The organism is Sulfurisphaera ohwakuensis (genome assembly GCF_009729055.1).
Lineage (GTDB): Archaea > Thermoproteota > Thermoprotei_A > Sulfolobales > Sulfolobaceae > Sulfurisphaera > Sulfurisphaera ohwakuensis.
Genome location: NZ_CP045484.1, coordinates 1,952,237 through 1,978,459, shown reverse-complemented (window position 1 = coordinate 1,978,459; position 26,223 = coordinate 1,952,237). Strand labels below are relative to the sequence as shown.

23 protein-coding genes and 5 pseudogenes are annotated in these 26,223 nt (G+C 33.2%); 15 read left to right on the top strand and 13 right to left on the bottom strand.

From position 1 onward, the window contains the following. Positions 1 to 12: 12 nt before the first annotated feature. Together D1869_RS10940 and D1869_RS10935 are read right to left on the bottom strand one after the other, a co-directional pair. Positions 13 to 1,317, bottom strand: a complete 1,305-nt coding sequence (locus D1869_RS10940) for a carbamoyltransferase N-terminal domain-containing protein (protein ID WP_231113611.1) — start codon at positions 1,315 to 1,317, stop codon at positions 13 to 15. A gap of 387 nt (positions 1,318 to 1,704) precedes the next feature. After that, a pseudogene (locus tag D1869_RS10935) lies at positions 1,705 to 2,615 on the bottom strand (transposase). A gap of 468 nt (positions 2,616 to 3,083) precedes the next feature. Here D1869_RS10935 and D1869_RS10930 point away from each other — a divergent pair. Continuing rightward, on the top strand, positions 3,084 to 4,127 hold the full coding sequence (locus tag D1869_RS10930) for a glycosyltransferase (RefSeq protein WP_156015122.1): 1,044 nt from the start codon (positions 3,084 to 3,086) through the stop codon (positions 4,125 to 4,127). Positions 4,128 to 4,286: 159 nt separating this feature from the next. On the opposite strand, the gene D1869_RS10925 is transcribed toward D1869_RS10930, so the two are convergent. Together D1869_RS10925 and D1869_RS10920 are read right to left on the bottom strand one after the other, a co-directional pair. Continuing rightward, positions 4,287 to 4,562 carry a hypothetical protein gene (locus D1869_RS10925; RefSeq protein WP_184651094.1) on the bottom strand — a complete coding sequence of 92 codons (276 nt, stop codon included), beginning with the start codon at positions 4,560 to 4,562 and terminating at the stop codon, positions 4,287 to 4,289. Between the two features lie 556 nt (positions 4,563 to 5,118). Continuing rightward, positions 5,119 to 5,319, bottom strand: coding sequence for a hypothetical protein (locus tag D1869_RS10920; protein WP_231113610.1), 201 nt, complete (start codon positions 5,317 to 5,319; stop codon positions 5,119 to 5,121). A 219-nt stretch (positions 5,320 to 5,538) separates the two neighbouring features. On the opposite strand from D1869_RS10920, the gene D1869_RS15180 reads away from it, so the two are divergent. From D1869_RS15180 to D1869_RS10910, 4 genes and pseudogenes are all read left to right on the top strand, one after another. Next, positions 5,539 to 5,724, top strand: a complete 186-nt coding sequence (locus D1869_RS15180) for a hypothetical protein (protein ID WP_196772283.1) — start codon at positions 5,539 to 5,541, stop codon at positions 5,722 to 5,724. A gap of 162 nt (positions 5,725 to 5,886) precedes the next feature. Beyond that, positions 5,887 to 6,177, top strand: a complete 291-nt coding sequence (locus tag D1869_RS15555; protein WP_231113609.1) for a DUF4322 domain-containing protein — start codon at positions 5,887 to 5,889, stop codon at positions 6,175 to 6,177. 130 nt (positions 6,178 to 6,307) lie between these two features. Further along, positions 6,308 to 6,895, top strand: coding sequence for a hypothetical protein (locus D1869_RS15550; protein ID WP_231113608.1), 588 nt, complete (start codon positions 6,308 to 6,310; stop codon positions 6,893 to 6,895). 22 nt (positions 6,896 to 6,917) lie between these two features. After that, positions 6,918 to 7,194: pseudogene (locus D1869_RS10910) on the top strand (IS110 family transposase); the annotation flags it as partial. 29 nt (positions 7,195 to 7,223) lie between these two features. Here the strand turns inward: D1869_RS10910 and D1869_RS10905 are convergent. Together D1869_RS10905 and D1869_RS10900 are read right to left on the bottom strand one after the other, a co-directional pair. After that, positions 7,224 to 7,517, bottom strand: a pseudogene (locus tag D1869_RS10905) (IS1 family transposase); the annotation flags it as partial. A 267-nt stretch (positions 7,518 to 7,784) separates the two neighbouring features. Then, positions 7,785 to 8,537 (bottom strand): annotated as a pseudogene (locus D1869_RS10900) (transposase); the annotation flags it as partial. A gap of 151 nt (positions 8,538 to 8,688) precedes the next feature. Between D1869_RS10900 and D1869_RS15175 the strand changes: the two are divergent. Continuing rightward, positions 8,689 to 8,961, top strand: a complete 273-nt coding sequence (locus tag D1869_RS15175; protein WP_231113605.1) for a transposase — start codon at positions 8,689 to 8,691, stop codon at positions 8,959 to 8,961. A 121-nt stretch (positions 8,962 to 9,082) separates the two neighbouring features. Continuing rightward, a complete protein-coding gene (locus D1869_RS15545; protein ID WP_231113604.1) occupies positions 9,083 to 9,256 on the top strand; it encodes a hypothetical protein in 174 nt (57 codons plus the stop codon). A gap of 405 nt (positions 9,257 to 9,661) precedes the next feature. Here the strand turns inward: D1869_RS15545 and D1869_RS15540 are convergent. Continuing rightward, a pseudogene (locus D1869_RS15540) lies at positions 9,662 to 9,874 on the bottom strand (ISH3 family transposase); the annotation flags it as partial. 176 nt (positions 9,875 to 10,050) lie between these two features. On the opposite strand from D1869_RS15540, the gene D1869_RS15835 reads away from it, so the two are divergent. Together D1869_RS15835 and D1869_RS10885 are read left to right on the top strand one after the other, a co-directional pair. Further along, positions 10,051 to 10,275, top strand: coding sequence for a class I SAM-dependent methyltransferase (locus D1869_RS15835; protein WP_420856756.1), 225 nt, complete (start codon positions 10,051 to 10,053; stop codon positions 10,273 to 10,275). 218 nt (positions 10,276 to 10,493) lie between these two features. After that, on the top strand, positions 10,494 to 11,771 hold the full coding sequence (locus tag D1869_RS10885; protein ID WP_156015120.1) for a glycosyltransferase: 1,278 nt from the start codon (positions 10,494 to 10,496) through the stop codon (positions 11,769 to 11,771). A gap of 22 nt (positions 11,772 to 11,793) precedes the next feature. On the opposite strand, the gene D1869_RS10880 is transcribed toward D1869_RS10885, so the two are convergent. Then, positions 11,794 to 12,729, bottom strand: coding sequence for an FkbM family methyltransferase (locus tag D1869_RS10880; RefSeq protein ID WP_231113607.1), 936 nt, complete (start codon positions 12,727 to 12,729; stop codon positions 11,794 to 11,796). A 112-nt stretch (positions 12,730 to 12,841) separates the two neighbouring features. Next, positions 12,842 to 13,843 (bottom strand): glycosyltransferase, encoded by a 1,002-nt coding sequence (locus tag D1869_RS10875; RefSeq protein ID WP_156015119.1) that lies wholly within the window; start codon positions 13,841 to 13,843, stop codon positions 12,842 to 12,844. 36 nt (positions 13,844 to 13,879) lie between these two features. On the opposite strand from D1869_RS10875, the gene D1869_RS10870 reads away from it, so the two are divergent. From D1869_RS10870 to D1869_RS10860, 3 genes are all read left to right on the top strand, one after another. Further along, on the top strand, positions 13,880 to 15,115 hold the full coding sequence (locus D1869_RS10870) for a glycosyltransferase (RefSeq protein ID WP_156015118.1): 1,236 nt from the start codon (positions 13,880 to 13,882) through the stop codon (positions 15,113 to 15,115). Positions 15,116 to 15,224: 109 nt separating this feature from the next. Then, on the top strand, positions 15,225 to 16,259 hold the full coding sequence (locus D1869_RS10865) for a glycosyltransferase family 4 protein (protein WP_156015117.1): 1,035 nt from the start codon (positions 15,225 to 15,227) through the stop codon (positions 16,257 to 16,259). Positions 16,260 to 16,492: 233 nt separating this feature from the next. Further along, positions 16,493 to 17,221, top strand: a complete 729-nt coding sequence (locus tag D1869_RS10860; RefSeq protein ID WP_196772263.1) for an FkbM family methyltransferase — start codon at positions 16,493 to 16,495, stop codon at positions 17,219 to 17,221. Between the two features lie 2 nt (positions 17,222 to 17,223). Here the strand turns inward: D1869_RS10860 and D1869_RS10855 are convergent, their stop codons facing one another. The 4 genes from D1869_RS10855 to D1869_RS10840 all read right to left on the bottom strand — a co-directional run bounded on the left by D1869_RS10855 (position 17,224) and on the right by D1869_RS10840 (position 23,166). Further along, complete coding sequence (locus tag D1869_RS10855; protein ID WP_156015115.1) at positions 17,224 to 18,435, bottom strand: glycosyltransferase family 4 protein; 1,212 nt, start codon at positions 18,433 to 18,435, stop codon at positions 17,224 to 17,226. Beyond that, complete coding sequence (locus tag D1869_RS10850; RefSeq protein ID WP_231113606.1) at positions 18,398 to 20,884, bottom strand: hypothetical protein; 2,487 nt, start codon at positions 20,882 to 20,884, stop codon at positions 18,398 to 18,400. The genes D1869_RS10855 and D1869_RS10850 overlap by 38 nt, the downstream gene beginning before the upstream one ends. Before the next feature lie 360 nt (positions 20,885 to 21,244). Next, a complete protein-coding gene (locus tag D1869_RS10845) occupies positions 21,245 to 22,312 on the bottom strand; it encodes a glycosyltransferase (RefSeq protein WP_156015113.1) in 1,068 nt (355 codons plus the stop codon). 89 nt (positions 22,313 to 22,401) lie between these two features. Continuing rightward, on the bottom strand, positions 22,402 to 23,166 hold the full coding sequence (locus tag D1869_RS10840) for a glycosyltransferase family protein (RefSeq protein ID WP_156015112.1): 765 nt from the start codon (positions 23,164 to 23,166) through the stop codon (positions 22,402 to 22,404). Positions 23,167 to 23,279: 113 nt separating this feature from the next. Here D1869_RS10840 and D1869_RS10835 point away from each other — a divergent pair, with 113 nt between their 5' ends. The 3 genes from D1869_RS10835 (at position 23,280) to D1869_RS10825 (ending at position 26,065) form a co-directional block, all read left to right on the top strand. Beyond that, positions 23,280 to 25,067: a carbamoyltransferase family protein gene (locus tag D1869_RS10835; protein ID WP_156015111.1), complete on the top strand. Its 1,788-nt coding sequence runs from the start codon at positions 23,280 to 23,282 to the stop codon at positions 25,065 to 25,067. Between the two features lie 5 nt (positions 25,068 to 25,072). Further along, on the top strand, positions 25,073 to 25,441 hold the full coding sequence (locus D1869_RS10830; RefSeq protein ID WP_156015110.1) for a glycosyltransferase: 369 nt from the start codon (positions 25,073 to 25,075) through the stop codon (positions 25,439 to 25,441). A 375-nt stretch (positions 25,442 to 25,816) separates the two neighbouring features. Further along, complete coding sequence (locus D1869_RS10825) at positions 25,817 to 26,065, top strand: hypothetical protein (RefSeq protein WP_156015109.1); 249 nt, start codon at positions 25,817 to 25,819, stop codon at positions 26,063 to 26,065. Positions 26,066 to 26,223 lie beyond the last annotated feature (158 nt).

The following is a 26,223-nucleotide window of genomic DNA, read 5'->3' as shown; positions in this document are numbered from 1 at the left end:
CCTACCTTGATACTAAGTAACAATACCACCCTTGGCAACAATATCGGCAACAGCATTAACATCATCACCAATATACTCGGCCCTAAACTTACTATCTTGAACAACCTTCTTAATTACCTCTTCATCATATTCTGGCCCTAAATAAACGTTCTTAAGCCTACCGTGAACCATCTTACCACCTAAAACATGCTCATAAACGTAAGCAGCAGCACCAATAGGCCCACCAGCATCATTAGCAGCCGGGAAAATGAAAACTTCGTTGAACATGCGGGAGTAATAAAGCTCCATATTAGCCTTAGCATTCAAAGCAACACCACCAGCCAAAGCAACCCTATCCTCATCAGTATGAGACTTAGCCCACTTGCCTATGTGAATAAGTAAGTTGTCAGTAAATCTCTGTAGTTCATATGCTATATCCGCTGCACGTTGATCAATTTGACCCCTAGGGTTCCAATCAATCTTGCCACCAGTGATATAGTCCGCAATAACCTGGTACTGTTTCTCTAAATCAATGAAAACTTCACTATATTTTGAAGATAAGACATACGGGTATTTATCATCGCTAATCTCCAATAATTCATCAAATTTCCTCTTATATAATAAATTCTCGTGACCATATGGTGCTAACCCCATAACTTTGCCTGGCCCTTCAAGAATCCCAAAGTTTAGATTTTGAGATACGAAATCCCATAAAGCACCAATTGAGCCATAATATGCAGGTATGCTTGATATTTTTTCGAATTCGCCGCTTTTAACTTTCCAGATTACTGTAGAATCTATTTCACCCCAACCATCAATTGTTAAAACTGTTGCAGAATTAAATCCAGAAAAATAGTATGCAGATGCAGCATGAGTCAAATGGTGTTCAACTGGATAGATTTTTATTTGATTTTCAGAAATATTAAATCCAGCTTCTCTAATACTGTGAATTATAATTCTTTTAGCAAATTCCATATATGTTGGAATTCTAAATAAATAAGATAATATGTATTCCTTTATTGCCTCTAAAATATATGGTTTAAAACCGAACTTCACAGATAATAAATACATATTCTTATAAAAGTGATCTCTCGTTCTTTTAGGATAAAATTTAGGATTAAAATTTACAGCATAAGCATCAATATCGCTGGGCTTAATACCTTGCTTAGCTAAAAACTTAAATCCCTGAATTAATGCGTTAATAGGTGGTTCGGCAATAGAGTGTTTATGTCTAGTAAATCTTTCCTCTTCTGTTGCAAAAATCAATTTGCCATCTTGTATAATAGCTATTGCATTATCATGTATCACTGGGAAATTAAAGCCTACTACTATTGTCATTCTTGTATAAATTATAAGAATATAATAATAAGCTTTACTAGTCAGTGATGTTCCATAGTATTGACGCTAGGATATTTATATTTCTAAAAATTTTCGGCGTATAGTAATGACATTACTTTAATATTTTTACTTGATGTAAACAAAGGTCATTTAATAAATTTATTATGCAGTGGTGTTTCACTAAATTATTTCCTATGAAAGATATAATATTAAGTCTTTCAACAAGAGATTGATATAAAGAAAGTTAATATAGCATTTATAAAACATAACATATTCGGATAATTTGAATCAAACATAGCGTGTATAACTAGAAGAAAATGAAGAATTTTGAATTTTTATAACGTGATAAAAAAGACGTGCATAGAGTATACACTCAACAAAAAGGAGTTAAAGAAGCCTAACGAAAGAATCAAAAGGTAATGGTTTTCTACCGGGATAAACAAAATTGAAGAACAAGTGATTCACGAGATTCCACGCAGAATCTAGGACAGTATAATAAAGAAAAAGAAAGACCTTGTTCCCCAACTTCCTAACGTACCTTATCCTAGCCTTCCTGACCTTGAAGCCCTCCTCAGCCAACTCATAAGGATCGCCAAGAAAATTCGAAACAAAAGTAAAAATCAGGTTTCCCCTTAACGTAAACAACGTCATAATAATAAAGACCATCAATCTTAATAATCCTATAAGCAACGTAAACCCTATCTTCAACCTTAAAGATCTTCTCGACAAGAGGAAGAATAGAGAGTTCCTTAAAAACCTTCAAGCTGGACTTACCCATTATTATTGTCTTGATGAGCATTTCCCTCATCACGTTTAAACTCAAGAATCCCGCGTCAGCATGTAATCAATTTGAACGTACTGTGAGACCTCTTTCACGCTTTGGAGTAGGAATTGCGATGGGCTTTCATTCAAGTCAGCTATCTCTACGAGGAGGGTTAACCTCACTGGATATACTAGGTCTAGTGATCTTGCCTTTACTCCTTTTCTCTTCCGGTTATACAAGTTGAGGTTCTTGACCTTTTCTTGTTCTTTTATAGTTGTTCCTGTCTCGTCCACAGCTAGTACGCTTGGCTCTCTTTTCGTTTTCCCGTAGAGTGAGTAGAATTTGAAGGTTTTCTTTTCTTGTAGTGCTTTTTGTCCTTGTCTTGTCAAGTATAAGTATTCTTTTCCTCTGTTTTCTGTTGGTGGGGGTATTTTTGCGTTTGTGGGGATTCAGGGGAGATAACGTTAAGTCCTTCTAATACAGATTGTATTGCGAGGGACTCCAACCCCGTTAAGGATGAAGATGTTATCATAATGGGGAAATGGAGTCCCTCGTTTTATCCGTTTCTTGTTCTTCTCGTTCTTCTACCTTTCTTCTCCTCTTGATAATACTAAGCATATAGTATTACCTTTGATATACAAACATTGTTTTCCTCTTATTCTTTTGGTTAATCTTCAAATTTTTTAATAATAGTATTGAAATATGCCTAATTTTTCTATCTATCTTAATATTTTTCTCTTCCATAGAAATTGTATCATTTTTAGTAAAATTGATGAAACTTCACTGTTTATTATGTCAATACTTGCACTATGAGTTACCTCTACAAAATATCGTAATGAATGGAAATCTTAGCAATCATGCAATATTACAAAGCGTTAAACGATGACCTATACTACATAGGTCTGACTAATATGTTTTATATAAGAGGCTATAATACCTTTTAACTACGATATGCAGGCTATAAAAAATTAATTTATAAGCCATGATATAAAATAGACACATGATGGAAACTGCTGTAATAATAACAGCATATAAGAGATATGTATATGTTCAAGATGCCTTGAATTCTGTACTAAGACAAACCTTATTACCAAATCAGATAATAATAGTAGCAGATGATATAGAAGCTATAAAGGAAACTTTAAAGATAGATAAAAATATTTCTATAACACTACTCGAGGCAAATTACTCACGGTATGGAAAACAGGTGTCTGAGGCAATAAAAAACCTAGATAAAAATGTCGAAATAGTCTTTTTTCTTGATGACGATGATTTATTTGATAAACATAAAATTGAGCATATTAGTAAAATATTCGATAAATATAACGATATAGTTTTAGTTCATAATTTGCAAACGTATATTGATAGTAGAGGGAGAGAGATTAATGATAAAAAGTTATTTGAAGCCTATGAGAAAAATCAACCTCATAAAGAAGTACTAATTTCCAAACAAAATTTTCCGTTAATTTATAAGGAATTTCCCTTTATTCATCATAATCATAGCTCAATCACAATTAAAAGAAAATTATTAGAAAAATATAAAGATTATATTGAACAATTCGATTTAATGCTAGACTTGCCTTTATTTATGATTTCCGTAATGGAAGGAAATATTTTACATATTCCAGAAAGATTAACCTATTATAGAATAGGATCTGGAAAAACTTCTATCGCTAATTCATCTAGCTATGAGGATTTTTTAGCAAATGAAAGGAAGATAGTATGTACCATGAATAGACATTTAAATGATTATAGAACATTATCTTTTGTTATTAAAGAATTTGAATATAAAAAGATTATTATGAATAGAATATTAGATTGTGAATTTTGGCTCTATATTTTAAACAAGTATTTTGAATGCGAGTATAAGGCCAAGTTGCCACCATGGAACTCGATATTAATTAGACTAATAAAGCAAGCTATAGAAGGTAATATATCATGGACTTCGCTAGTAAAAAGAATATTTGCTATCCTATTATTTCTAACGATTAGAAATAAGGCTACCGAAATAATTCTTAATAATTTTTACAGTAATAAAACCTTATAATATTAATGTGTAGATATGCTCTTTTTCTATATATACACTATTGCCTAAGTCAAGTAATTCAGATCTCCATTGTGAATTGTAATTTTCTCTTTGAATTAGTACAATTCTATAAAGAAATAATCCAAATATATACTGAGTAAAGATAAAAAATAAGGACAACTATAATATTATTACAGTTATAAGACAATTAATGAATAGGTTATACGCAATAGCCCGCACTATTTGTAAAATCCTCCATGGGGAATGGGACTTGCCGAAACGCCTCCTCACCATAAGGGAATTAAAAGACTCGACAAGGTTGTTACTCTTTAGCCATTTCCACACCTCCCTTGGTGTATTAAGGTAGTTAGGCACACTGTACTTGCTAACCACAGTTTCTCCTTCTTCAGCCAATTTGACGAGTTTGTCCAACTCTTCTCTTTCACCCTTGCTCATGTTACGTTTCATGCGTACAATGCAGTATTGTCTCTTTATTTTCATTTGTGAAGCGTTATTAGTACTATCTAGTGCCTTAGCACAATTAGCAACAATTATCCCAACATTATACTTATTCCATAGTTGTACTAAGAGTTCCCAATAGCTCCTCTTGTCCTCTCCCTTGGCAAGGGTGATGTCGAGACGATGTACAAGATGTAAATAATTGAATAAATTTATATTTGAGTATAGAGATAATTACTTATAAAAATGTAAATTCTTGAGATATTTTGAATTAAAATTACCGTAAACTATGAAATGAAGCAAAAATTGAAAAACTATCACATCCATATAAAATATAATTGTATATTAAATTATGATAAAAAGAACTATATGGAAAGTGTAATAATATAATTAGAAATAATTGTACAGATTTAAAACAAAACATCAAACCCCACAACTAAACAAGACTCATCACACCAACCAAATACAAGTTCAAGAGAGAACAATCAACACCTTCGTCCTTATCCTTGTTGAAAGCATCACAAGATCATGATAAAAGTTGAGAAAAAAACACTTACACTACTACACTCCTTATAGTAGTTGCCGAAGCCCCAGCCTCCCTAATCACAAGACCACTACCCTCAACACGAAACCTAGCAGCAACAACAACCCTAACCAAAACATCTCTCCTAGAAGCCCAAGCCCCCATAACCTTAAAACCATCAAAACAAAAGGCAAGATCACTCAAATTAGCCAACCCAATCTTAAAATACAAAATTAGTCCTCCTCCTACAGGGAATCCACGCAAAACAAGAGAACGAATAAAACCAAGTATTACAAGAGAAAAACAAATAAGCTAGGAAGGAGAGAAACAACATAAGCCCAAACCCTCTAAGGGACAAAACCTCATTCAAGGGGGCTGGCTGTGAAGCCCCTAGAAAACAAGAGGGGATCAAACCCCGAGTAGGAGGTTGCAATCAAATTACTCAAGGGGTTGAACGTAGTTAACATTATGCAAAGAAAACAAGGTATTATGATAGCAAAAAAATATCTTGAAAAAACGAAAATATTCAACCATGGAATTAAAGGTTATCAACAAGGCCTTAGCAATTCTCAAAGCAAACTAACAGTAACAAAGGGAGAACTGGTTAGCATTTATAGGAAAATCCTTGCAGTTTAAGGTCACCTTGAAAACTTTTTAAAAATTAACCAAACAAAATATCCCCTAGACCCCAAATTCATTTTACAAAAATAATTTCAAAGAGTAATTATCTATTATCTTGAAAATTTTGTAATAAAAGTTAAGGTGGACGGAGTGGTATTACTTTAGGGGGAGAAATACTTGATAATACCAGGCTCCGTCCACCCAAAAACACTTGCACAAATCAAGGAAAAATTATTTTCCATCATAAAGGGAAGAAAGGCAGAAGAAGTCAAGAAAACACTTGTAACAGCAGCACTAACAAAAGATTCAGTAGAAAACAAGGCAAAAGAGTTTGGTATCTCACCACAAACAGTAAGAAACTACGTGCAAGAACAACCACAAATAATAGAACAAATACTAAACATGATCAAAACAATCTCCATCAAGGAACTAGGCGGAAGAAAACGTGTAAAAATATCAATAGACTAACGTCAATAAAATACAATGGAAAACCAATAGAAGGACTAAGCGACTCAGAAAAAGATTACGCATAGAATTACGCAACAGCAACAACAAGAATAAAGAAAAAAACACTAATACTAGCATTCACACGCATAGAATGACAAGACTAGAGATAGTTGAAAACCTAATACAACAAATACTAGCATTGGGCCTAGAAATAGAACTAGTAACACTAGATGCCGGATTCTATTCAGTAGACGTGATCAACTACTTATCAAGGTTTAACTTCATCATTGGAGTACCAGTGGAAAAGGTTGGAATACATAGAAATTTTGACGGGGATTATACTGCAAAGTCAAATGGTAAGAAGGCAACCTTTAGGCTAATAGTACATCACGGTAGGGAAAAGGAGTACTTGGCAAAGGGGACAAACCTAGACGTAAATAGGAGTATTGTTGTAAAATGGTATAACAAGGTTAGGACACCAATAGAAACATCATACAAGTTAATCAAATCTTTCCTAATCTTTACCTCATCAAGGAGTTGGCTATTCCGATTATTCATCTTCCTCCTAGCAATGTTAACCTATACACTATACTTGCTCCTCAAGGGGACAACGAGCAAGGAAGACTTCCGCTTACTCCTAACCATCTTGCTCTTGCAAGATAATATTACTATTTTGCAAGAATATTTAGTTAAATTATTTTATCCACTTTTTAACTCTCTTGAATTATTTTCGGGGTGATGAAATTGGGGTCTAGGGTAAAATGCTAATGGGTAATAAGTATTTGCGTAGGGTTCTCTTCTTGGTTGCTAGGAAGTCTGAGCCTTTCAAGGAGTATTATGAGAGGCTTGTTGCTAGGGGAAGAGTGCTACTAAGGCTACTTGTGCTCTTGCGGGAAAACTTGCCAGTATTTGTTATCACGTTATAAAGGATAGTGTTTACAAGGGTATTGTTAAAAAGAGTTTTAGAGTACCTAGGGTAAGGAAGCTAACGTCAGGGACTTTGACGAGGGAGACGCACTGGACTCGTTATCCCCATAGGTTTGTTAGAGGCTAAGCATGTGGAGCTTCTCAACTGTATAAGTATACTTCTTGCTCGCAATATGATTATCAAGGGCTTGATAAACAGAGTAATCGTCAGTATAATTAACCTTACTCTTAGGTAGAGAACTCAATAGAAAGCGAAAAGTCTCATAATCCCTATCACCAGAAGTAAAGAAGGGCGTACCATCAGCTAGGGCATTCCAAATCCATAAGTTCTCCCTCTTGGGACCATGTCTAACCCTAAGGTAAGTCCAGATCTCGTCAATTATTGTAGATTTCGCGGTAAAGCTCTTTAATTGTTCTTGTAGGACTAATAGATTAACGTCAGTATGGGAATCTCGTTTATTGCAAGATAAATTAAAACTTAGAATAAATTGAATTTAATTTAATTAATTTACGATAAAATATCACATATTTCGGCCTATTGTAGCTAATAAATAATACTTTTCTTGAATATACTAGAGATATACAATTTATTTAACGTGAATAATAAGAGAAGCATAGAATCAACTTGACTTGAGGGGAAACCCCTTCCGTGATAACACCCTTACCCTACCCTTCTGATTCCTTGAGTTACGCGATACCTCAAGCCCTTCCAAGAGAGATTCACAAAACTCCCACAACCTCACTCTCCTCCAAGAACGTATCAAAAAACAAACATTCAAAAGAAAATAGGAAAGAAGGACAAGAACCAACTCCTTCCTAACATCACAAGTCCTAATCCTAAACTCCTCTTAGTAACGAAAAGCAGTCTCAACACCCCACCTCCTATACATCTCAGCCAAAACAACAGCCCCTTGAACATCCCTTTCACCCCTAACCAAAAAACCCTATAACCTTACCATCCTCCCTCTTTAGTATAACTAGATAAACACCAGAATCATGCCTCACACACAAGAAACCAATATACCTCACCCCGGCATAATCACCATCAACTTTCTTAAGCCTCTTTTCATACTTCATATACGTTTGAACCTTGGCAACTATGACAAAGTCCAAACCCATATCCAAGAGAAACTTGATCACATCATTTACCGCAAACTCCCTATCTGCAAAGACCATGACGAGTTTAAGTCTCTCGTTATCCAACTCTTCCTTAAGAACTTGCATTACCTTCTTGAAGTCCTCGGCTATTCTTTTTATTGTTATTGGTAAAGCGTCTAAGAAGGCTCTTTTTCTTCCTAATAGAAAGATTACTGCTTGGACTAGTCCCTAGCCCCCTTAGTTGGCTTACTTAATAATGTTTTATTCTTGTGGTATTGCGTGGAGGTCTATTGCTACTCTTCTATCCCTCGCCTCTCTTAATGCTTTCTTTCCAATTCCTTGATTGCTTTTCTCACGTGACGTTGTCTAAGATGATAAAAATGGAAATTGATGAGTAATATTAATAAGAATTGGGATGAGATAATATTATGAAGACACTTTCAACTGAGAAAGACCTTTTGCTCAAGGTTGATAAAGTATTTCCATGGGAAACGTTTAGGAGTAAACTTGAATTACTCCAAGAAACCCAAGTGGGACGTTATATTACTCCTCAAAACACTCTTAATCAATTTCGTCTACGATATCTCTTGGAATAACTTAGAGGGAGAAATTAGGGATAGTAAAATGTTCATGAAATTCTTGGGTGGGAAAGTCCCACCAAAGGGTACAATATTCTTCTTCTATAAGAGATTACAAGAAACAGTTGTCGATGAGGGAGAAACAATGTGGACAACCCTAATGGATAAACAAGGCCTTAGACAAGGTGATCAAAGAGTATAGAGAAAGAACTTGAGGTAGGGAGAGAAAAAACGACAAATTCGAGGACTACCACATAATCGATTCTTCCGTGAGGGGAAGAGGAGTTTTCAAACTGGTCTAGAGAAGATCTCACTTGATCTTGATGAGATTGACGACGATTTTCTCCTCATGGGTTATACTGTTTCTAAGCTCAAGTATTTTACAAGATTTAGGAAGTATAAGGGTGGTTGGGGTAGGAAGCATGGTAAGTCCTACTTTGGCTTTAAGGTTTGTTGAAAGGAGGACTAATTTTGTTAGGGGTTTTAAGGTTGGCTAATTTGAGTGATTTGGCCTTTTCCTTTGATGGCGTTAAGTTAATGGCTGATAGGGCCTGGTGTTAGTTCTGCTAGGCTTCAGGTTGAGGGGTTAAGATTAGGGAAGGTAAGGCTTCTGTAACGACTTTGAGGGGTGTTGTGATAGAGGTCTTCTTCCTTAACCTCTATCGTAATCTTGAAGTACTCTTAACGAGGATTAGGACAAGGGTACTAGTTAATTAACAAGGCTTGCTTACTAGTTTTAGTTGTGAGTATAACGAATTTTATTGCAAAACTGTACAATTATTTGTATTATATTTATTAATACATATTATATAATCTTTTCTAGTTAAATATTATGAATAATTTTATAGAAAGAAATATTATAGTCAGGATAATTTTTCAATTTTGCTCAAGTTGGACAACGTCACGTCTTTAACATTGATGTGGTTCAAGGCTCTCAAGGCTCTTCTATCCCTCGTTTCCTAGTCTGCTCAAGTAGTTTTCCTTAGCCTTAAGTAAGGCCTTGAGGAGTTCTTTGGGAAAAGTATTATAGGGAGAATTGAGTAGATTAACTTGAGGGCGGATCTGGTGAAGTCTCTATTTGGCTTCACCCGTTTCGTTTGGTTCTCATGCTTCATATGTTAAGGTCCGCCCTCTAATATACAAACTTTTCTCAAAAAATTAGTGTTTACTAGTCTTTTTTTTGTATTTCGTTCATCTCATTTTTTACGCGAAAAAAGAGATTCCCATACTGAAGTGTTTAAGTAGAGCGATTAAAAGCATAATAGATGAGAACAGTGGCAAGAATATTGAAATGTTTATACATGATAGTAACCATACTTATAGATGGCAGAGTTTTGAGTATGAATTAGTATATCCTTTACTTAGTGAAAATGGAGTACTTATAAGTGACGATATTGATTTTTCATACGCATTCCTAGATTTTATAAAAAATCATAATTGCAGAGCATTAGGATTATTTGATAGATATAAAATATTAGGAGTTTTAAGCAAAAAAAAAAAAACTTGTAAGCATTAATTTATAGCCGATCTTAATCCTTAAGTTATGTAACAGCCTCTATCGTACTAATAAATGTTCCTTTCTCTTCGTATTATCTCTTAATATTACTAATGTACTAATTAGTCTACATTCTCCAATAGTAATAAAGTCGTTTTAATTAACTTAACCTGCTCATTAGGTTTATTGTAATGAAATAACTTAAATTTCTTTATCTATAAAGGGTATAGTGGTCTAAAATGATTGGTACAGTCATTCCATTCAGAATATATGCAACATTCGTAGGTGGAGGTGGTCTTCATGTAAAAGAGGTTTTAGAGCGATTATCTAAAAAGACTGAGATATTAGCCTTACCACAACTTAATGAAATTAACCTTCTTAAACACTACAATATCTGTGATAAACTAGATAATTTACCTTTTATGCTTCCTAAAGTGATCAAGAGAGCATGTAATGGCGAAAAATTTTCTTATGAGGAAATTTTACAAGAGTATAAGAAGGAAACAAAAGACGTTAAAATACTATACGAACCATTAGCAGATTTTTACATGAATACGTCTTCTCGATTACTAAAGTTTAAACTTTTTTTGAGTTCTTTTAAACCAACCATCCCATGTAATGAAGATCTTTCAGTTGACGCTTACTGTATCTCAAAGATTTCTGGTAAAAAGTTAGTAACTGTGATTCAAACTGATTATTTTAGATCGTATTATAGTGCATTTAGATTCTTGTATGGAAGTCTAAAATACCGCATAGGAGATCCTCTCTTTTCTCTTAAATATAGATATGCATTTTTTAATATAGCTAAGTTTAAACGGATTATGAGAGAGCCTTTAGTTAAATATATTCTTTTAGTTAGTAAAGGGACTTTAGATTCTGTAAACTTAAAAAGTGATAAGATTAAAGTTCTTGATCCAGGAAATGCCTTTAATCCAGAGATACTAAAATATAGGACTAAGCAAAAGGAAGACTATCTAGTCTTCTGGGCTAGGTTAAATTACCTAAAAGGTATATTTGAAATTCCCTATATATTAAGAGAGGTAATCAAGGTTAAGAATAATGCTAAATTAATTATATTTGGAAAATTCCCAAATAATAACGAAAAAGAGAAACTTTTTGAGATAATAAAAAAATTAGGTTTAGAAAAAAATATAATTTATCTAGGTTTCATATCAGATGACGAAAAATATAAAATAGTTAGTAAAGCAAGGGCATTAATATATCCTACTCATGAAGATGTGTTCCCTTTAGTAATTTTAGAGTCGTTAGCGGTAGGAACACCAGTAGTTTCGTATGACTTACCTGGACCTATGAGCGTCTACGGAAGTCTAGATGCTGTAAAGTTTGTAAAGGAATTTGACGTAAAAGCTATGGCTAAGGAAGTATTAAAAATCCTATCTATGAAGGAAGAAGATTATTTCAATCTAATATATAATGAAAAACTTGATAAATTTCTGGAAAAACATAATAACTGGGATAAAGTTGCAGATGAAATATTTAAATATCTTTCTGATTAATTTAAAGCGACTAAAGGTTTTATTAGCGTTTATGTTTTCTAGTACATCTGACGATATATGTTAATTTGCCTTTAGTCGCTTCACATTCAAAATCTTTACTTAATCGCTTTAATACTTCCTGGATCTTTTTAGGAAAATGGAATTCGAAAATTATTTTATGAAACTTCTTCACATTCTCGTAATCATACATTATAACTTCGTACTCACATCCTTCACAGTCTATCTTCAGGAGGTAAGGATTATTTACCAATTTTAATATATCGCTAAGTGTTATCTTATCAATCTCTACATCTCCCTTATTATCTGTTTTATAAGAAAATGAATAGTAAATGTTAAAGTTGTTTGGGACTTTAGTTTTCCCATTAGACGAGCTTAAGGCAGCATTAATTACTATCACTTTATCTTCAACACCATTTAATTTAAGATTTTCTTGAATTTCATTAATTAGTATCGGTAGCGGTTCCACAACAACTACTTTAGATGCTCCTATTTTTGTGAAGTAAACTGCAGTATCTCCTACTCCACCACCTATATCTATGACTTCTTTACCTTTAATTTCGGGGTCATAATATTCTTGCTCGTTAAACGTTTCATACACCGTGAATATCATATGTTTAAATTTAACGTCTTTATAAACCCAAACTCCATCTCTGTATCTCCAACCACGAACGTAAGCACCAATCCCCCACATCTCATTTATAGGAATTTTATCAGAGTTAATTATAATACACTTTTCTCTTGTATCCACAGATATTTTATCTATTCTTTCCTTTTCTGCATATAATAAAAATTCCCTTATTGCTGCTACAGGCAAGCTTAACGCTACGTTATTAATTCTTATCTTTACTAATTTTTCGCTATATTTTCCGCTAAACATATCCAGAAAAAGATAAATAAGCGGAACGATATCTTTAAAAAATCTAAAATAGATGAAAGCGTACTTAGCTTTACTTATCATAGTTATTCTTAAATTATTCTTACTTATTTTTAAGTTTCGCGTTGAACATCAAAGTGTTATGATCTAACTTTTTAGTAAAAATACATCATCACTTAGTTTCATTTATGCTAAATTATTTTGTGATCTCATTATACACCTTTAATAAATTTTCTAAGGAATTTCTCCAAGAAAAATTTCTAGCGAATTTTTTCAACTTCTCTTCATCAAAATTTTTGTCTGGAATGCTAAAATCATCTTCTTTTAATCTTATACAATATTTACAAACTTCTTCTGGTATCCTAGCGTCTTCAAACACTATTATTGGGACTCCTCTAGCATTAGCTTCAACAATGGGAAATCCAAAGCCTTCCTCTTTAGTTGGAAAGAGGAAATAGTCAAATGCGTCATAGGTCTCTACCAGTCTATCTTCTGGAGTTGGTCCCATTATCCTTATTCTAGGATCTTCTTTTGCTTCCTTCAAAATTTCCTTAAATATTTCACTATTAGGATTATAACTTCCCCATAATTCAAAAACTACGTTCTTCTCTTTTAATTTCTTAAAGGCTCTTATCCCCCTAACTACGTTTTTCCTTTCTGAGTCTATCATTCCTATATAACCTAATTTTACTATATCTCTTCTCCTCTTCTTTACTATAGGTTTATTAAAGAACCTTTCATCTATTCCTGGGCTAACTACGAAAACCTTTTTCTTATAACCCAGTCTTTCTACGTCTTCTTTCACTAAACTTGAGACTGTTATAATTGTATCGGAACTTAATATACTCTTAACGTAAAATCTTTTCATTAAAGGCATTGGTTCTGATTCCTTGTATTTAAGAAAAAATAAATCGTGTACGGTAGTTATTAACTTTGCCTTGCCTTTCCTTATCGGAATAAGAGGCTTAGGAGATAGAATATGTATAATATCATAGCCGGAGTAATTGTGAAATATTCCTTTGACTGTAGTTAAAATGGAAGATGGGAGTGAAGAGTAATCGTAAAGGGGTAAAATAGTAACGTTAATCCCTGCATTGCTTAAGCCATTATAGACTTCTCTGGAATACCTCCCTATACCAGTTACTTTGCTCATATCTTCCTTGAAGTCCCCTTTACTAGCCACTAGAAGTACTTTCATCAAATTTAATATCTGCCTATAGGAATAAAGCTAACTGTGAAAATAACAATTATAACAAGTTTAACTTCAAATTACTCCGGCGGATCTACTCACGTAAACAATGTCGTTTACAGATTAACGAGACATTTTGAAGTGGAATTTATTCCTTCAATAAACTTCTTTGTTAATAATCCTAAAGCTGAAGAAGAATTGGAAAATATACAAAAGAAGGGAGTTAAAATTCCAGAATTTGTTTATTCTTTATCTTTAACTAACCTTAAGCCTTCTTTTCTTCCGTACTCTCCTTCAGTATACAAGACTTTTGCTGAAAAAGTTAAACTTGACTCCGACTTTATATACGATCCAGACTATACTACGCCAGAGAGTGTATTCATCTCAAATATAAATAAAATACCATTAGGTCTAACTCTTCATGAACCTTTATACTCTTTCTCACAAAGCGTATTTTACACTTACTACTCATTAAAGCCTTTTTTCTTTAATTCAATGGATTATTTCGTGAAGAGGTCTATCGCACTTTATTTGCTTACTAGGAGAAAAAGAGAGTATATTAAGCAAGCTAAATACTTAAACTTCATAGCAGGAGTAAGCAAAGGCACTTTAGATTCTGTAAAAGTTAATAAAGTAAAAAAGTACCTCCTTCAACCTGGTAATGGAGTCGATAGAGAGCTTTTAAATTATAGAACTAGAGATAAGGAAGACTACGTAGTATTCTGGACTACATTAATTCCGCCCAAGGGTATACTGAACTTCGTTTACGTACTTAAGCTTTTGAAGAATAGAGGGATTAAAGTCAAAGCTAAGGTTGCTGGAAAATTTCTTTATGAGAAGTTCAAAAACTTCTTCTTTAAGTATGTGAAAGATAACTCTCTAGATATAGAATATTTGGGTTTTATTGAGAAAAAGAAACTTTATGAAGTAGCATCAAAAGCAAGACTTCTAATATATCCCTCTTTGGCTGATGGTTTCTCCCTAACTATATTAGAAGCCTTAGCATTGGGAACTCCTGTTATAGCGTATTCAATACCTACAGTGCATTCTGTGTATAAAGATATTCCTGCTGTAAGATTTGTTAAGGAAGGTAATGTAAATAAAATGGCAGAAGAAGTTAAAAAAGAGCTTAACAAAGGAGAGCTATTGAATGCAGTTTTTAGTGATAAAGTAAGGTCATTCATAGAGTTCCATAATTGGGATAACGTTACCGAAAGCATAGCAAAGATATTAAAAGAAGAGATCGAGCAAAGAAAGAGGAAAGATAATTCATTCTCATAGAATATAGTCCTTTTTAGTCTGTTTCTATTCTAAGTAACTATTGACAAAGCGCACAGTAAGTTTTTACATAAGCAAAGAAGTATTTAAGTATTAAAATATAAGTTAAGGCGTGAAAGTCTTAATTTCACCACCAATGAGGTTTGGGAAAGAATTTCTAGGCGGAATGAGGAGAACTCTTGAGGTCTATAGTAGGATAAATGAGGAGGTTTACTTATGCGTAGACGAGAAAACTTTCAATGAAATAGACCCTGAGATTTCGCCTTTACTTTCAAAATTTCATGTCGTAAAGTCGTCAAGTACTGATAAAAAAGCGTATTTAAAAGGTTTCATAAACTGTCTTAAAGAGGCTAGGAAAGTCGACGTAATTATAAGTTATAGCGAATACTCATTAAGCGTCTATTATACTTGGCTCCTCTCAATATTTTCAAGAAAGCCTTTCATAGTTGTAGTCCATCACGTTACTGAGCAAATACGTGAAAGCAAGTTTCTACGCTTTGCCATAAATAGAAGTAAAGGGATTATTTGCCTTGATAACCCCGAAGTTTTTGATGAGCTTAAAAAGCTCTTTCCTAAGAAAATTATTTTGACTTCGACCAACGGCGTTAACGTGGACGATTATTACACGGAAGACGATAAAGTATGTGACGGAATATTTATAGGAAATTACGGTGAGAGGAAAGGTGTAAAATATTTGTTTCAGATCTGGGATAAAGTGAACGAGAAAGTTAACGCTAAACTTTGCATTTTAGGTAAAGGTTGGAAAGAGACGCCTAAAAATTCCGTTTATTACGGCTTTGTTAGCGAGAAGGAAAAGAGGGAGTTATTAGCTAAGTCTAAAGTCTTCGTTTTCCCATCACTTTATGAAGGTTTCTCTTTGGCAGTAGCCGAGGCTTTATCTTCGTATTTACCAGTAGTGACGTGGGATTTACCGTGGAGTAAGAGATACCCAGTTGCTATAAAAGTAAAGTTCGATGACGTCAACTCTTTCGCTGAGGAAATAATTAAGCTGTTAAGAGACGATAGCCTTAGGAAAGAAGTAGGTAAGAGAAGTAGGGAATTTGCGAAGACTTTAACTTGGGATAAGGCCGCAATCATGGAGAGAGAAGCTATTTATAAAATAATTGATTATGAATTAATTAATTAAATATGTCGCTTCTCGATCAAATCAAAAAAGTGATATCGCAGAGGAGATGCATAGATAATTGGATATCCATTAGTCTCAAGCTCTTAAAGGTTGAATACTTTCATTCACCCATAAGGTTTAAGATAAAGAAGAACAGAAAATACATAAATGTAAGTCACAGTTATTATTTTTTGCTTGAGAAATGTTATGAAGGCAATATAAAGAGTTTTAATATATATGATAATTCTATTGAAATGAATGGTAAAATAGCTAAAATTGATAAAAGTGAGCTAGTTGATGATTATCTTTTAGCATTATTATATAATTGGGAAATTAAGGAAGGATATTTTGAGAAAAATGGAGTAAAATTTACGAGACTTCCTTTTACAGTTATTGAAATATTTGAAAATAAAGATTATGAAATCGAAGTCAAGGGTAGAGAAGTCGTGGATATTGGTGCAAATATAGGGGATAGTTCAATTTATTTTGCAGTTAATGGAGCAAAGAAAGTAATTGCTGTAGAACCTTTACCGTCTGTTTATTCAGAGTTGCTTAAAAATATTGAATTAAACAACCTTCAGAATATAATTATACCTATAAATGCAGCTGTTGGTTCTAAAGAAGGTGAGATGGAAGTACCTTGTAACTATGAAATAAGCGATTCTGTAATGTATTCTACTCTTTCGACGCAAGGAAATAAAAATGAAACATGTAAAGCACCCAAGATTACGCTTAAGAAAATATTAGATTATGTTAATGATCCATATCTTTTGAAGATGGACTGTGAAGGTTGTGAATTTGATTTAATTTTAAATGAGTATAGCGACGTCTCGGTTTTTGAAAACATAATCTTAGAATATCATTCTAATATTATTGGAATCCCGTATTACTTACTTTTAAATAAACTGTCTAACGATTATGATTGTAAAGTAGTAGGATCTAAGAAAGTGGGGAAAATGTATTGTAAAAAGAGGACAGAGTAATTTCAAGAATTGCTAAATTCTCTAATCATCTTATCTATAGCATTAGCTACATTATCCCAACTGGAGTGAAGCTTTAAGAATTCTTGAAGTTTCTCATCTTCAAACATCTCCTCTAACTTCTCTTTTCTAACCTCCATCATCCTTTTAACCTCTTGTGTTAACGAGCTCGTATCAAACTCCTTAACGAATTTCACTGCCTCGAACTGATAAATCGACTTTAAGGAAGGTAAATCGTAAGTCACTACCGGAGTTCCAACAGCTAAAGCTTCAAGAATTGTTATTGAAAAACTCTCTTGATGAGAAGGTAACACTAAAACTTTAGCTCTAGAAAGTATTTCAAACTTCTCCTCTTCTGATACGTTTTCTATTACTACAATTCCATTCTCTCTTGCTTTCCTAACTATAAAATCCTGTTCTGGTTTACCAATCATTTTGAGCTTTACACTCTTCCTAATTTCTATTACTTCGTGAGCTCCTTTTGCAGTATTCATTCTGCCTAAAAATACTGCATACTCTTCCTTATCAAAAGTCCTATATTTCAATGCTATAGGATTGAAAGCATGAGGAGGAGTTAAAACTCTTACGTTAAAATACTTAGATAACGCTGTATAGTCTAGAGTGCCCTTGTTCATTACTGCAATGAACTTTAAGTTTCCCCTCTTTCTTAGGAAGAGAAAATCTTGTATTCTCTGTGCTAAACAAAACTCGAGTGCGGGTTTATAAGAGAACCATAGTCTATGCCAAATTCTTATGCACTCAATGAGTGATTTCTTTTCCAATATAGAATTGTGGGGGTCGGTCATTAATAACATTCCATATCCGTTCTGGGAAAGGGAGGATAGGAGGATTGAAGACATTAATTGTATCCTATAATTATGGGGGATATACACGAATTCCACGCTATCCACTTCCTTTTTGTACTCATTATAGAGTTCTTTAGCTAATCTGGAGAATGAAAATAACTCTTCTCTTAATGACGTAGTCTTTCCACTCTCTAGAAAAGAATAAAATGATGACGGAATTTTTACAATCTTCTCTAGTTCTTTGGCATTTTTTATAATGTTTTCCCTCTTGCCTTCAAGAAATACATGGGTTGTCGGTAAATAATAGATTTTATACTTTTTAACTAACCTCTTTAACACTTCCCTTACGTGAGTTTCGCTACCAGCAGATGAGTTACTTACTGCTCTTGAATCCACTATTCCTAATAGCACTTAAAAGCACCCTAGTAATCCCGGAACTTTTTAACCCCTTATATATAATAAAGTACGCGAACATGAGATAGAAAAATATGTCTACTGCTGTCATCAAGACGTTAGTGAAAAAGCCCAATTTTATAGATAACGTCACGGTATTTGAGTTTGATGAGAATACAGTCTGCCCGAAAACGTTCTGTCCTAGAATCTTTCCTCCATTTGCTATTACTCCCCCATTAGGTAAAGGTAAGGAAGTTTCTATTATATAGCCTGGCTTTACGTTAACTGTAAATGATGCAGTAAGTTGATTGAATGAAAAGTTTAGAGGATATGAGATTAGCTTACTTAAATTAATATTTGAAGGTATTATGAGTGTGTTTGGGTTAACGTGAATTATTCCGCTCAGATATTTTTCTGTTGTTGTACCGTTAAGTATAATGTACTTACCTGGCGATATACTTACGTTAGTACTTTCGTTAAAGAAAGCCATATAGCTAGAAGTGACCTGAGTGGGATTTACTAGCACTTTTATTCCTCCTTGAGGAGAAATTATTGCCGGCGTGTAGTTAAGTAATGGATAAAGTAAATCCTCTACTTCAAATGCTATATTTTCGTTAGTAGTATTAATTGATAATGCTTCTTCTGCATATCTAAATACTGAGGCGTTTGGTTGTTCTAATAAATAGACGTCTCCCTTAGCATAGATTACTTTTAACCCGGAATAGTTAAGGTAAGAGTAAATAAATGAATTGCTGAGCGGTGTGTAAGATGTGTTATCTATAAACAAATATTTTGTACCGCTTATGTCATATGCTACTGGTGTTTGATTAACGTACTTAACTGGAGGAGGCGAAATAGTAGCATAGCCAGGCATTAAGAAAGGTGTGTGAGAAATGAACTGGTAATGGGCCCATTTTTCTGAAAATCCAATCTCACCGGCATATGCGACTCCCGCATTTGAAGTTGATAAAATATTCATTACGTGAACCCATTGAGGTGGAGGATAAAGCGGAGCATAATATCCTTGTAATGATATACTATTACCGGGAAAAGACCCGGTAACTTGTGATGGGTAAAGGGTTCCATTAAAATACTGCCAACTCGCAAACACGGCTAATACTACAACAACTGTAATGGCGATTGATCTATATGAGGGTTTATGTAACCTGGTTAAAATATAATTTATACCTATAACTGTTAAAAGGGATGCTAATATTGGCGCTATTTCTGCAGCAACAAAGGGTATAGCAAAGGTTGTTCCAAATATTCCTCCGATTATTGGTATATGAGAAGGATCAATTTCAAACATGTATACAAATTGTTTTATGGGTACGTTAGTCCCCGCAGATATACTTAATATAATGAAAAGCGGAACAAATAGGAGTAGAGCTGGTAACTTTTTACTTTTATCAAATAATCCTATTAGAGCTATTATAATGAAAATGTATAAGGATCCTAGCCAAATATATGTTATTATGCCATGAGGTAATAATATTAGAGCCGGGCTACCAAAATAGGGTAGATACCACCATTCGCTTCTTGGGTAAAACAATATTGATGGCGGTGAAAAAACTATTGACGACCAACCAAAGTTTGCGAATGTAAATACATTAAATAGGTGAGAATTACCTGACCAAGTAGCTATATATGAGTAAGTATCTGGCCTATATGATGGCACTGATATTGCTTTACTGATAGAATGAGTAGTTATTATGGATGGATAAGCAAAGAGGTAGTAAATATAGGCAACAATTGGTAATGATGAAAATAATCCCAGTACTCCATATTTAAAACTTTTTATTGCAGATCTTCGATTTGTTATGACAAGTATAATTACCATTGAAGAAATTATATATAATCCAAGCACAAATATTCTTGGATCCATCATTCCTGCAAAACCTAATGAAAGACCCGCTTTTATGTAGTCCATCTTTTTAGGGTTGTAATTATTAACACTTATATCAATAATTTTTATTATTACATAGGAAAAAGCTATTATACCAAAAATAAAATTATAGAAATCGTACCCTAATATTTCTAAGTATTCTGGATTTAAAAAGAAAAATAGAATTGATACTCCTCTTATTATATTTCTATACCTAGTTATATGAAGTATGTTCATAAATTTCGTTATAATTATATATATGGAAAAATATATTATACTAAACGTTATGAAAAGAAAAAATTTGGCTATAGTAATTACATTATAAATATGGATAATATTTGTAAAAAATAACAGGAATAAATAATATATTCCTATATTTACTTGAAGTCCAACCTCTGGGACATATACTGAAGGATAAAATAGCCAACTCATTTCAGTGCCAGAAAAAAATGGAATATTATAATTGTAATAATTATAATATCCATTGCTGAATAGAAATATGTATATTGGTGCTAATGATATAGCGTATAAAAGTATAAATGAAATAACATCAGAAATCTTTACTTGACTTACTCTCTTCATTTTATTCATTAACACTCAGAATAGTATTTAAAGACTTTGCTAATATTCTTCTTGAACTGTTAACAAATTATATATAAATTACTATTCGTGAGAACAGTGTAGTGATAGTGCCATTACAAATTCTGTCACAATCCGTTATAAGATATAACGTTACTTATGCCTTTATAAGTATGTTTACTCATTTGTAGCTAAATAACGATATTACACTCGAAGAACAAAGGTTAAAAGTTATAACATTAGCTAAATGATTCAGTCATGTTAAACTACTAGTATATTATCTATTTTATAATTCTTTATATAATCAATTTATTCATAAATTTTTTAAATATACTGAATATTAATAGAATAAGATCTCCACTATCAAGGATCTTGAAATAGTAAAATTAAATCATTTAGTATCTTATCCTTACTAAACCTCTCCTCAATCTTCTTTTTTATCTGTAATTTCATATTATAAAATTCTTCTGGAGATTCTTTCCAAAATTTATAGAGTATTATTAACGCGTTCACGAATTGTAACGTATCAAAGGGTTTTACTAAATATCCTTGTGATGTGTCTGAAATTATATATTTATTAGTAGGAATATCAAATGCAATTACAGGTAAACCGTGTTCTTGAGCCTCAAGGAGTACTATTCCAAAAGTTTCAAACCTTGAAGGAAAGAGAAATACTGATGCTTTTTCGTATTCTTCTTTTAGAGTATCGTCATCTACTCTGCCTAAGAATTTCACATTCTCATAGTCCCCTAATTTCTCCTTTATCAACCCCTCGCCATCTCCTTCTCCTATAATATGAAATTCTATTTCTTTAGGGGAATTTGAAATTATATCTACTAATAAATCAATCCCTTTTTGGTACTCTAGTCTGCCTACAAACAATGCTATGAATTTTTCAGTGTTATTTTTAATTTTTTCTGTTCTTCTATGAATGAAATTTGGGATCAGATAGATGTTTTTTATTCCTTGTTTCATTAATAACTCCATATCATACGGATTTAATACATGCACAACTTCACGTTTTAAGATATTTTTAAAAATTTTAGCACTAAGGGACTCCTCTCTCTGAAGAAATCCATGAAGCCCAAAGATCATTCTTTTTCTACATATCTTTAGAATAAAATAAATTGGTAAGAATATTGGTAAGAAAGGAACGTCGACAAAATATATTTTTCTACATGAAAAGAGGGATATAAACGACTTTAATGAGGACGTGGTAATAACGGGTAAATAATAATTTTTTATTTTAATAGTATCAAAGGGATATAATTCCGATTTACCAATATGATTATTGTGCGTTATACCTAAAGGCTTAAAGTAAAATACTTTGGATTCTACTTCTTTACTAATCTCGTTCATCCATCTAGCTGTACCAGTGGTGGAAATGAAAGGATCAGCCTTTACTACGAAACAAATTTCATTTTTAGTCATTGGGTATTTTTACATATCTGTATAAAATTAAAAACTTCTTTTTCCACTTCGTAAGAGAGTCTGGGAGACCAAAAATTAACGCTTAAGCCCTAACATAAGAGTTCAAAAGAAGTGGAAGAATATACTAATTTTACACTAGAATAAAGTCTTGATAAATCATCATCACGTATATTTTCTAATCCTCCTTCTCCCCATATTAATACCTCGTCTACTTCTCTCAGTACTTTAAGGTCAGATTCTAGGTTTCTAACATGAAAATCAGGTTTGTGTCCTTTAAAAACTAAAATTCCTTTTCTTGTACCTACTTTAGTAAGATGTAAATCGACACCTACAGGTGGGTAAACTACACCAGAACTGCTTATTCCGAATAATGATGATAGGTAATGTGTTGTAGTAAGTGAATTTCCTATTATAACGTCTGCGTTTCTAAGGAGTCTAACGTAATTTCTAATTACTAATTTCCACGGTAAGTACGACGCTAACCTAAGTTTTATATTCTGTTTATTCGATAAATCATTCATAATACTTATGCCAGTAATATGTTGCACATAAATTACCTTATGTTTACTCTTTATTTTCTTAAAAATTTTTAATCTATATATAAAATCGTCAGAAATTACTATTTCTATATTTTTCTTCTCTATGAACTTATTAATTTTATCCATACTATCAAATATATACGCTTGTAATTGTGGAAACTTATTTTTAACGTCGCTATATGAAGCAGAGCGAAAGAAGAGTAAATAAGGATTATAACCCTTTTTAGCGAGGCCTAATGAAATATCAACAAATGGCTTTGTGCCCGCATTGTAATATTTATCACTTAACATAATAAGAAAGGCTAAGTTTTTCACGCGGATTATTAAATTATTAAGATTTATAAATCTAGCGTAAACCTTTAAGAATTACATCATTGTGTTACTACCTAGAAAAAGTTAATATACGGTTATAAATAGTTATAAACATTATGATAGTAATCGGTTTTCAATGGCCAGTTGAACATGATCACGCAACAGCAGTAATTTTAGATGGAAAATTAGTATTTGCCGCAGAAGAGGAGAGGTTCACTAGGCATAAGCATTCAGAAGGCGAGCCTCCATTAAATTCCCTTAAAGAGGCTTTTAAATTCCTGAAAAAACAAGGGATTAAACCTAAGGATGTTGATGCTTATGCAGTAAATTGGGATCCTTCACTCTTTTCAGTTAAAGATCGCAGATTTAGAGCCTATTTAGGCTCAGTAATCGGAATGTTCTCTTATGGGGCACTAGATTTTGAGGAAGGTTTAACGTCGTATGCTCTGGATTTAGTTAAAGGAGATTATATGAAATTGGCGGAACAATTAATCAAGAAAGCTATTATTGATATAGGAGAAGAAATTCCTTCAGAGATTAAGATATACCCGGTTAGACATCATTTAGCTCACGCAGCCTCGGCATATTACTTCTCCGGTTTTAACTCCGCTACTGTCTTAACGATTGACGGAGCGGGTGAATACGAGTCTACTGTTATTTGGAAAGTTAAGGACGGGAATTTTGAGCCAATACTTTCCATGTATGCATCTTACGCTTCCTTAGGATTTCTTTATGAGAAACTAATGCAAGGAATAAAGCTGGGTAGACTTGAAGGCCCAGGAAAGGGTATGGGTTTAGCACCTTACGGTAAACCTTCACGTTATTACGATAAGCTTAAGGAATTTGTCAAGATTAACCCAGATGGTGATGAACCTTATACTATTTATAGTAACGGGAAAGTTGTAAAGAGCAAGGATCTAATAAAGATCCTTTCAGTCTATTACGACATAGCAGAGAAGGTAATACGCACTAAGGTTCTTAACTGGAATCCCAGAGGGGAACTAAACGAAGACGCTGTCAATATAGCTTGGGCAGTACAGAAGATAACTGAAGAAGCAGTTCTTGCTACGGCAAAGTGGGCTAAGTCTCATACTGATGAGGATAGGGTTGCTTTGGCTGGTGGTGTTGCTTTGAATGCTAAGGCTAATATGGAGCTTTATTACTCCCGCATGTTCAACGAAGTTTTCATTTTCCCGGCTGCTAATGATGCTGGTGGGCCTATTGGTGCTGCTGCTTACGTTTATGAGCATGTTTTGGGAGGTAAGATGGTTCACGGTAGGCTTAAGAACGTTTATTTAGGGCCAGAATATGATGAAGAGGTAATTAAGAAGGTTGTTCAAGATAGTAAGTTTAGGGCCGAGTATGTTGGTGATGATGTTAATGCTATTGCTGATATTATTACTAAGGGTGGTATTGTTACTTGGTATCAAGGTAGGGCTGAGTTGGGCCCTAGGGCTTTGGGTAATCGTTCAATTGTTGCTGATCCGACTAGGAAGGATTATTGGAGACTTGTGAATGATATTAAGGGTAGGGAATGGTGGAGGCCTTTAGCACCTTCTTTGCTTGATGAGGATAAGGATGTTTATTTTAAAGACCCAACATCTCATGAGTTCATGATTTTGATGTTACGTTATAAGGATGAGGAGGTTTGTAAAAGAGTTCCAGTAACTTGCCACGTTGATTTGACTGCAAGGCCACAAACTGTTACTAGGGATCAGAATAGGACTTGGTATGATTTGATCAAGACTTTTAAGGATATAAAGGGTGAGGGGTTAATTATGAATACTTCCTTTAACCTTGCCGGAGAGCCCTTAGTTGAGACTCCTCAAGATGCTTTGAGGAGCTTTGCGGTTAAAGGATTTGATGCAATGTACATGCAAGGCTGGATAATATACAAGAGATAAAGGAAATGATTATTTGTGTTTATAGTACAGCTTTTAATAATGTTAGCTCTGTTGACACTAGTGTCATGTCTTTTTGGAGGTCGAATTATCATATTATTATTGCCGATAATTATTCCACAGACGGTAGTTGGGAGAAGTTACAAGAACTGAGGAAGGAATATAATTTAACTTTACTAAGGTTAAAGAGTAGTAGAGCTAAGGGTAGGGCTTATATATTAGAACACTGCCCAGAAAACTTAATAACAGCATACTTCGACCTAGACACAGATTATAACGAAAACTTTAACAAAGTGTTAGATTACGCCTCATTAGATAAAATATATGCTTGTTTTTCCCTCAGCACCTTACTTTCTAATTTCAAAAAGAGAGAATAATTAGTCATGGTAATTGGTACGATTTAAATAATGGTGAAGATACCGGATTAATATCGAGAGTAGGTTTTGATATATACGTTCCAAGCATAATTAATAAGAATCTAAGAGTCGCTCCTACTATAGTTCGTGAACTTCATTATGGTAAACTTAGATTGATTAGAGTCGCTATAGATTCTATTCACAGTAGAGGAATTTATTTTTATGATTTGTTAAAAATTTACAGGGATTATCTTCTTTATTTTAAGCTTGGAATGATAGACCCATATTCAATTGTGAGAATCAAGGGAATTTATAGGTACGATTTATCATTAAATAACGTCTTATATATTTTATTGAATGCCGTAAACAAAGTAGTCAATTTAAAAAGAGATCGAAATGAGTTGTGATTACTTTGTTATGAGAATACCAAATTATGAATCTTTTATTTCCGAATTTGAAGATAAGTTAAGGGGTAAATTTCCAAGTATTAAAAAGTTCAAATGCACTGATGGTACAATGAAATATGCCCTTACCGAAAAAGTAATAATTAATGCATTTATTGCAGTAGATCTGAAAATGAAGTGTAAAGAAGTAAAACTGATTAGATTTGAAGAAAGCTTTTATGTTTACAAGGTGTTGATATGATATGAAATATACAGAGTATCTTAAAGTACGCCCTGTCAATTATACTCAAATCTTCAGCTTTTACTCAATGTACTTTAGAACTTTTCTGGATTATTTTATTCTTCACAGAGAGTTAAAGCATGAAGAGCAGATAAAAGACTTGATAAAAGTTAAAATTG

What these genes read in the sequence shown, in the direction of transcription:
- D1869_RS10940 (WP_231113611.1), bottom strand. Translation starts at nt 1,317, where the DNA reads ATGACAATAGTAGTAGGCTTTAATTTCCCAGTGATACATGATAATGCA.
- D1869_RS10930 (WP_156015122.1), top strand. Translation starts at nt 3,084, where the DNA reads ATGGAAACTGCTGTAATAATAACAGCATATAAGAGATATGTATATGTT.
- D1869_RS10925 (WP_184651094.1), bottom strand. Translation starts at nt 4,562, where the DNA reads ATGAGCAAGGGTGAAAGAGAAGAGTTGGACAAACTCGTCAAATTGGCT.
- D1869_RS15550 (WP_231113608.1), top strand. Translation starts at nt 6,308, where the DNA reads ATGACAAGACTAGAGATAGTTGAAAACCTAATACAACAAATACTAGCA.
- D1869_RS15545 (WP_231113604.1), top strand. Translation starts at nt 9,083, where the DNA reads ATGAGATTGACGACGATTTTCTCCTCATGGGTTATACTGTTTCTAAGC.
- D1869_RS15835 (WP_420856756.1), top strand. Translation starts at nt 10,051, where the DNA reads ATGTTTATACATGATAGTAACCATACTTATAGATGGCAGAGTTTTGAG.
- D1869_RS10885 (WP_156015120.1), top strand. Translation starts at nt 10,494, where the DNA reads ATGATTGGTACAGTCATTCCATTCAGAATATATGCAACATTCGTAGGT.
- D1869_RS10880 (WP_231113607.1), bottom strand. Translation starts at nt 12,729, where the DNA reads ATGATAAGTAAAGCTAAGTACGCTTTCATCTATTTTAGATTTTTTAAA.
- D1869_RS10875 (WP_156015119.1), bottom strand. Translation starts at nt 13,843, where the DNA reads ATGAAAGTACTTCTAGTGGCTAGTAAAGGGGACTTCAAGGAAGATATG.
- D1869_RS10860 (WP_196772263.1), top strand. Translation starts at nt 16,493, where the DNA reads ATGAATGGTAAAATAGCTAAAATTGATAAAAGTGAGCTAGTTGATGAT.
- D1869_RS10850 (WP_231113606.1), bottom strand. Translation starts at nt 20,884, where the DNA reads ATGAAGAGAGTAAGTCAAGTAAAGATTTCTGATGTTATTTCATTTATA.
- D1869_RS10845 (WP_156015113.1), bottom strand. Translation starts at nt 22,312, where the DNA reads ATGACTAAAAATGAAATTTGTTTCGTAGTAAAGGCTGATCCTTTCATT.
- D1869_RS10835 (WP_156015111.1), top strand. Translation starts at nt 23,280, where the DNA reads ATGATAGTAATCGGTTTTCAATGGCCAGTTGAACATGATCACGCAACA.
- D1869_RS10830 (WP_156015110.1), top strand. Translation starts at nt 25,073, where the DNA reads ATGATTATTTGTGTTTATAGTACAGCTTTTAATAATGTTAGCTCTGTT.
- D1869_RS10825 (WP_156015109.1), top strand. Translation starts at nt 25,817, where the DNA reads ATGAGTTGTGATTACTTTGTTATGAGAATACCAAATTATGAATCTTTT.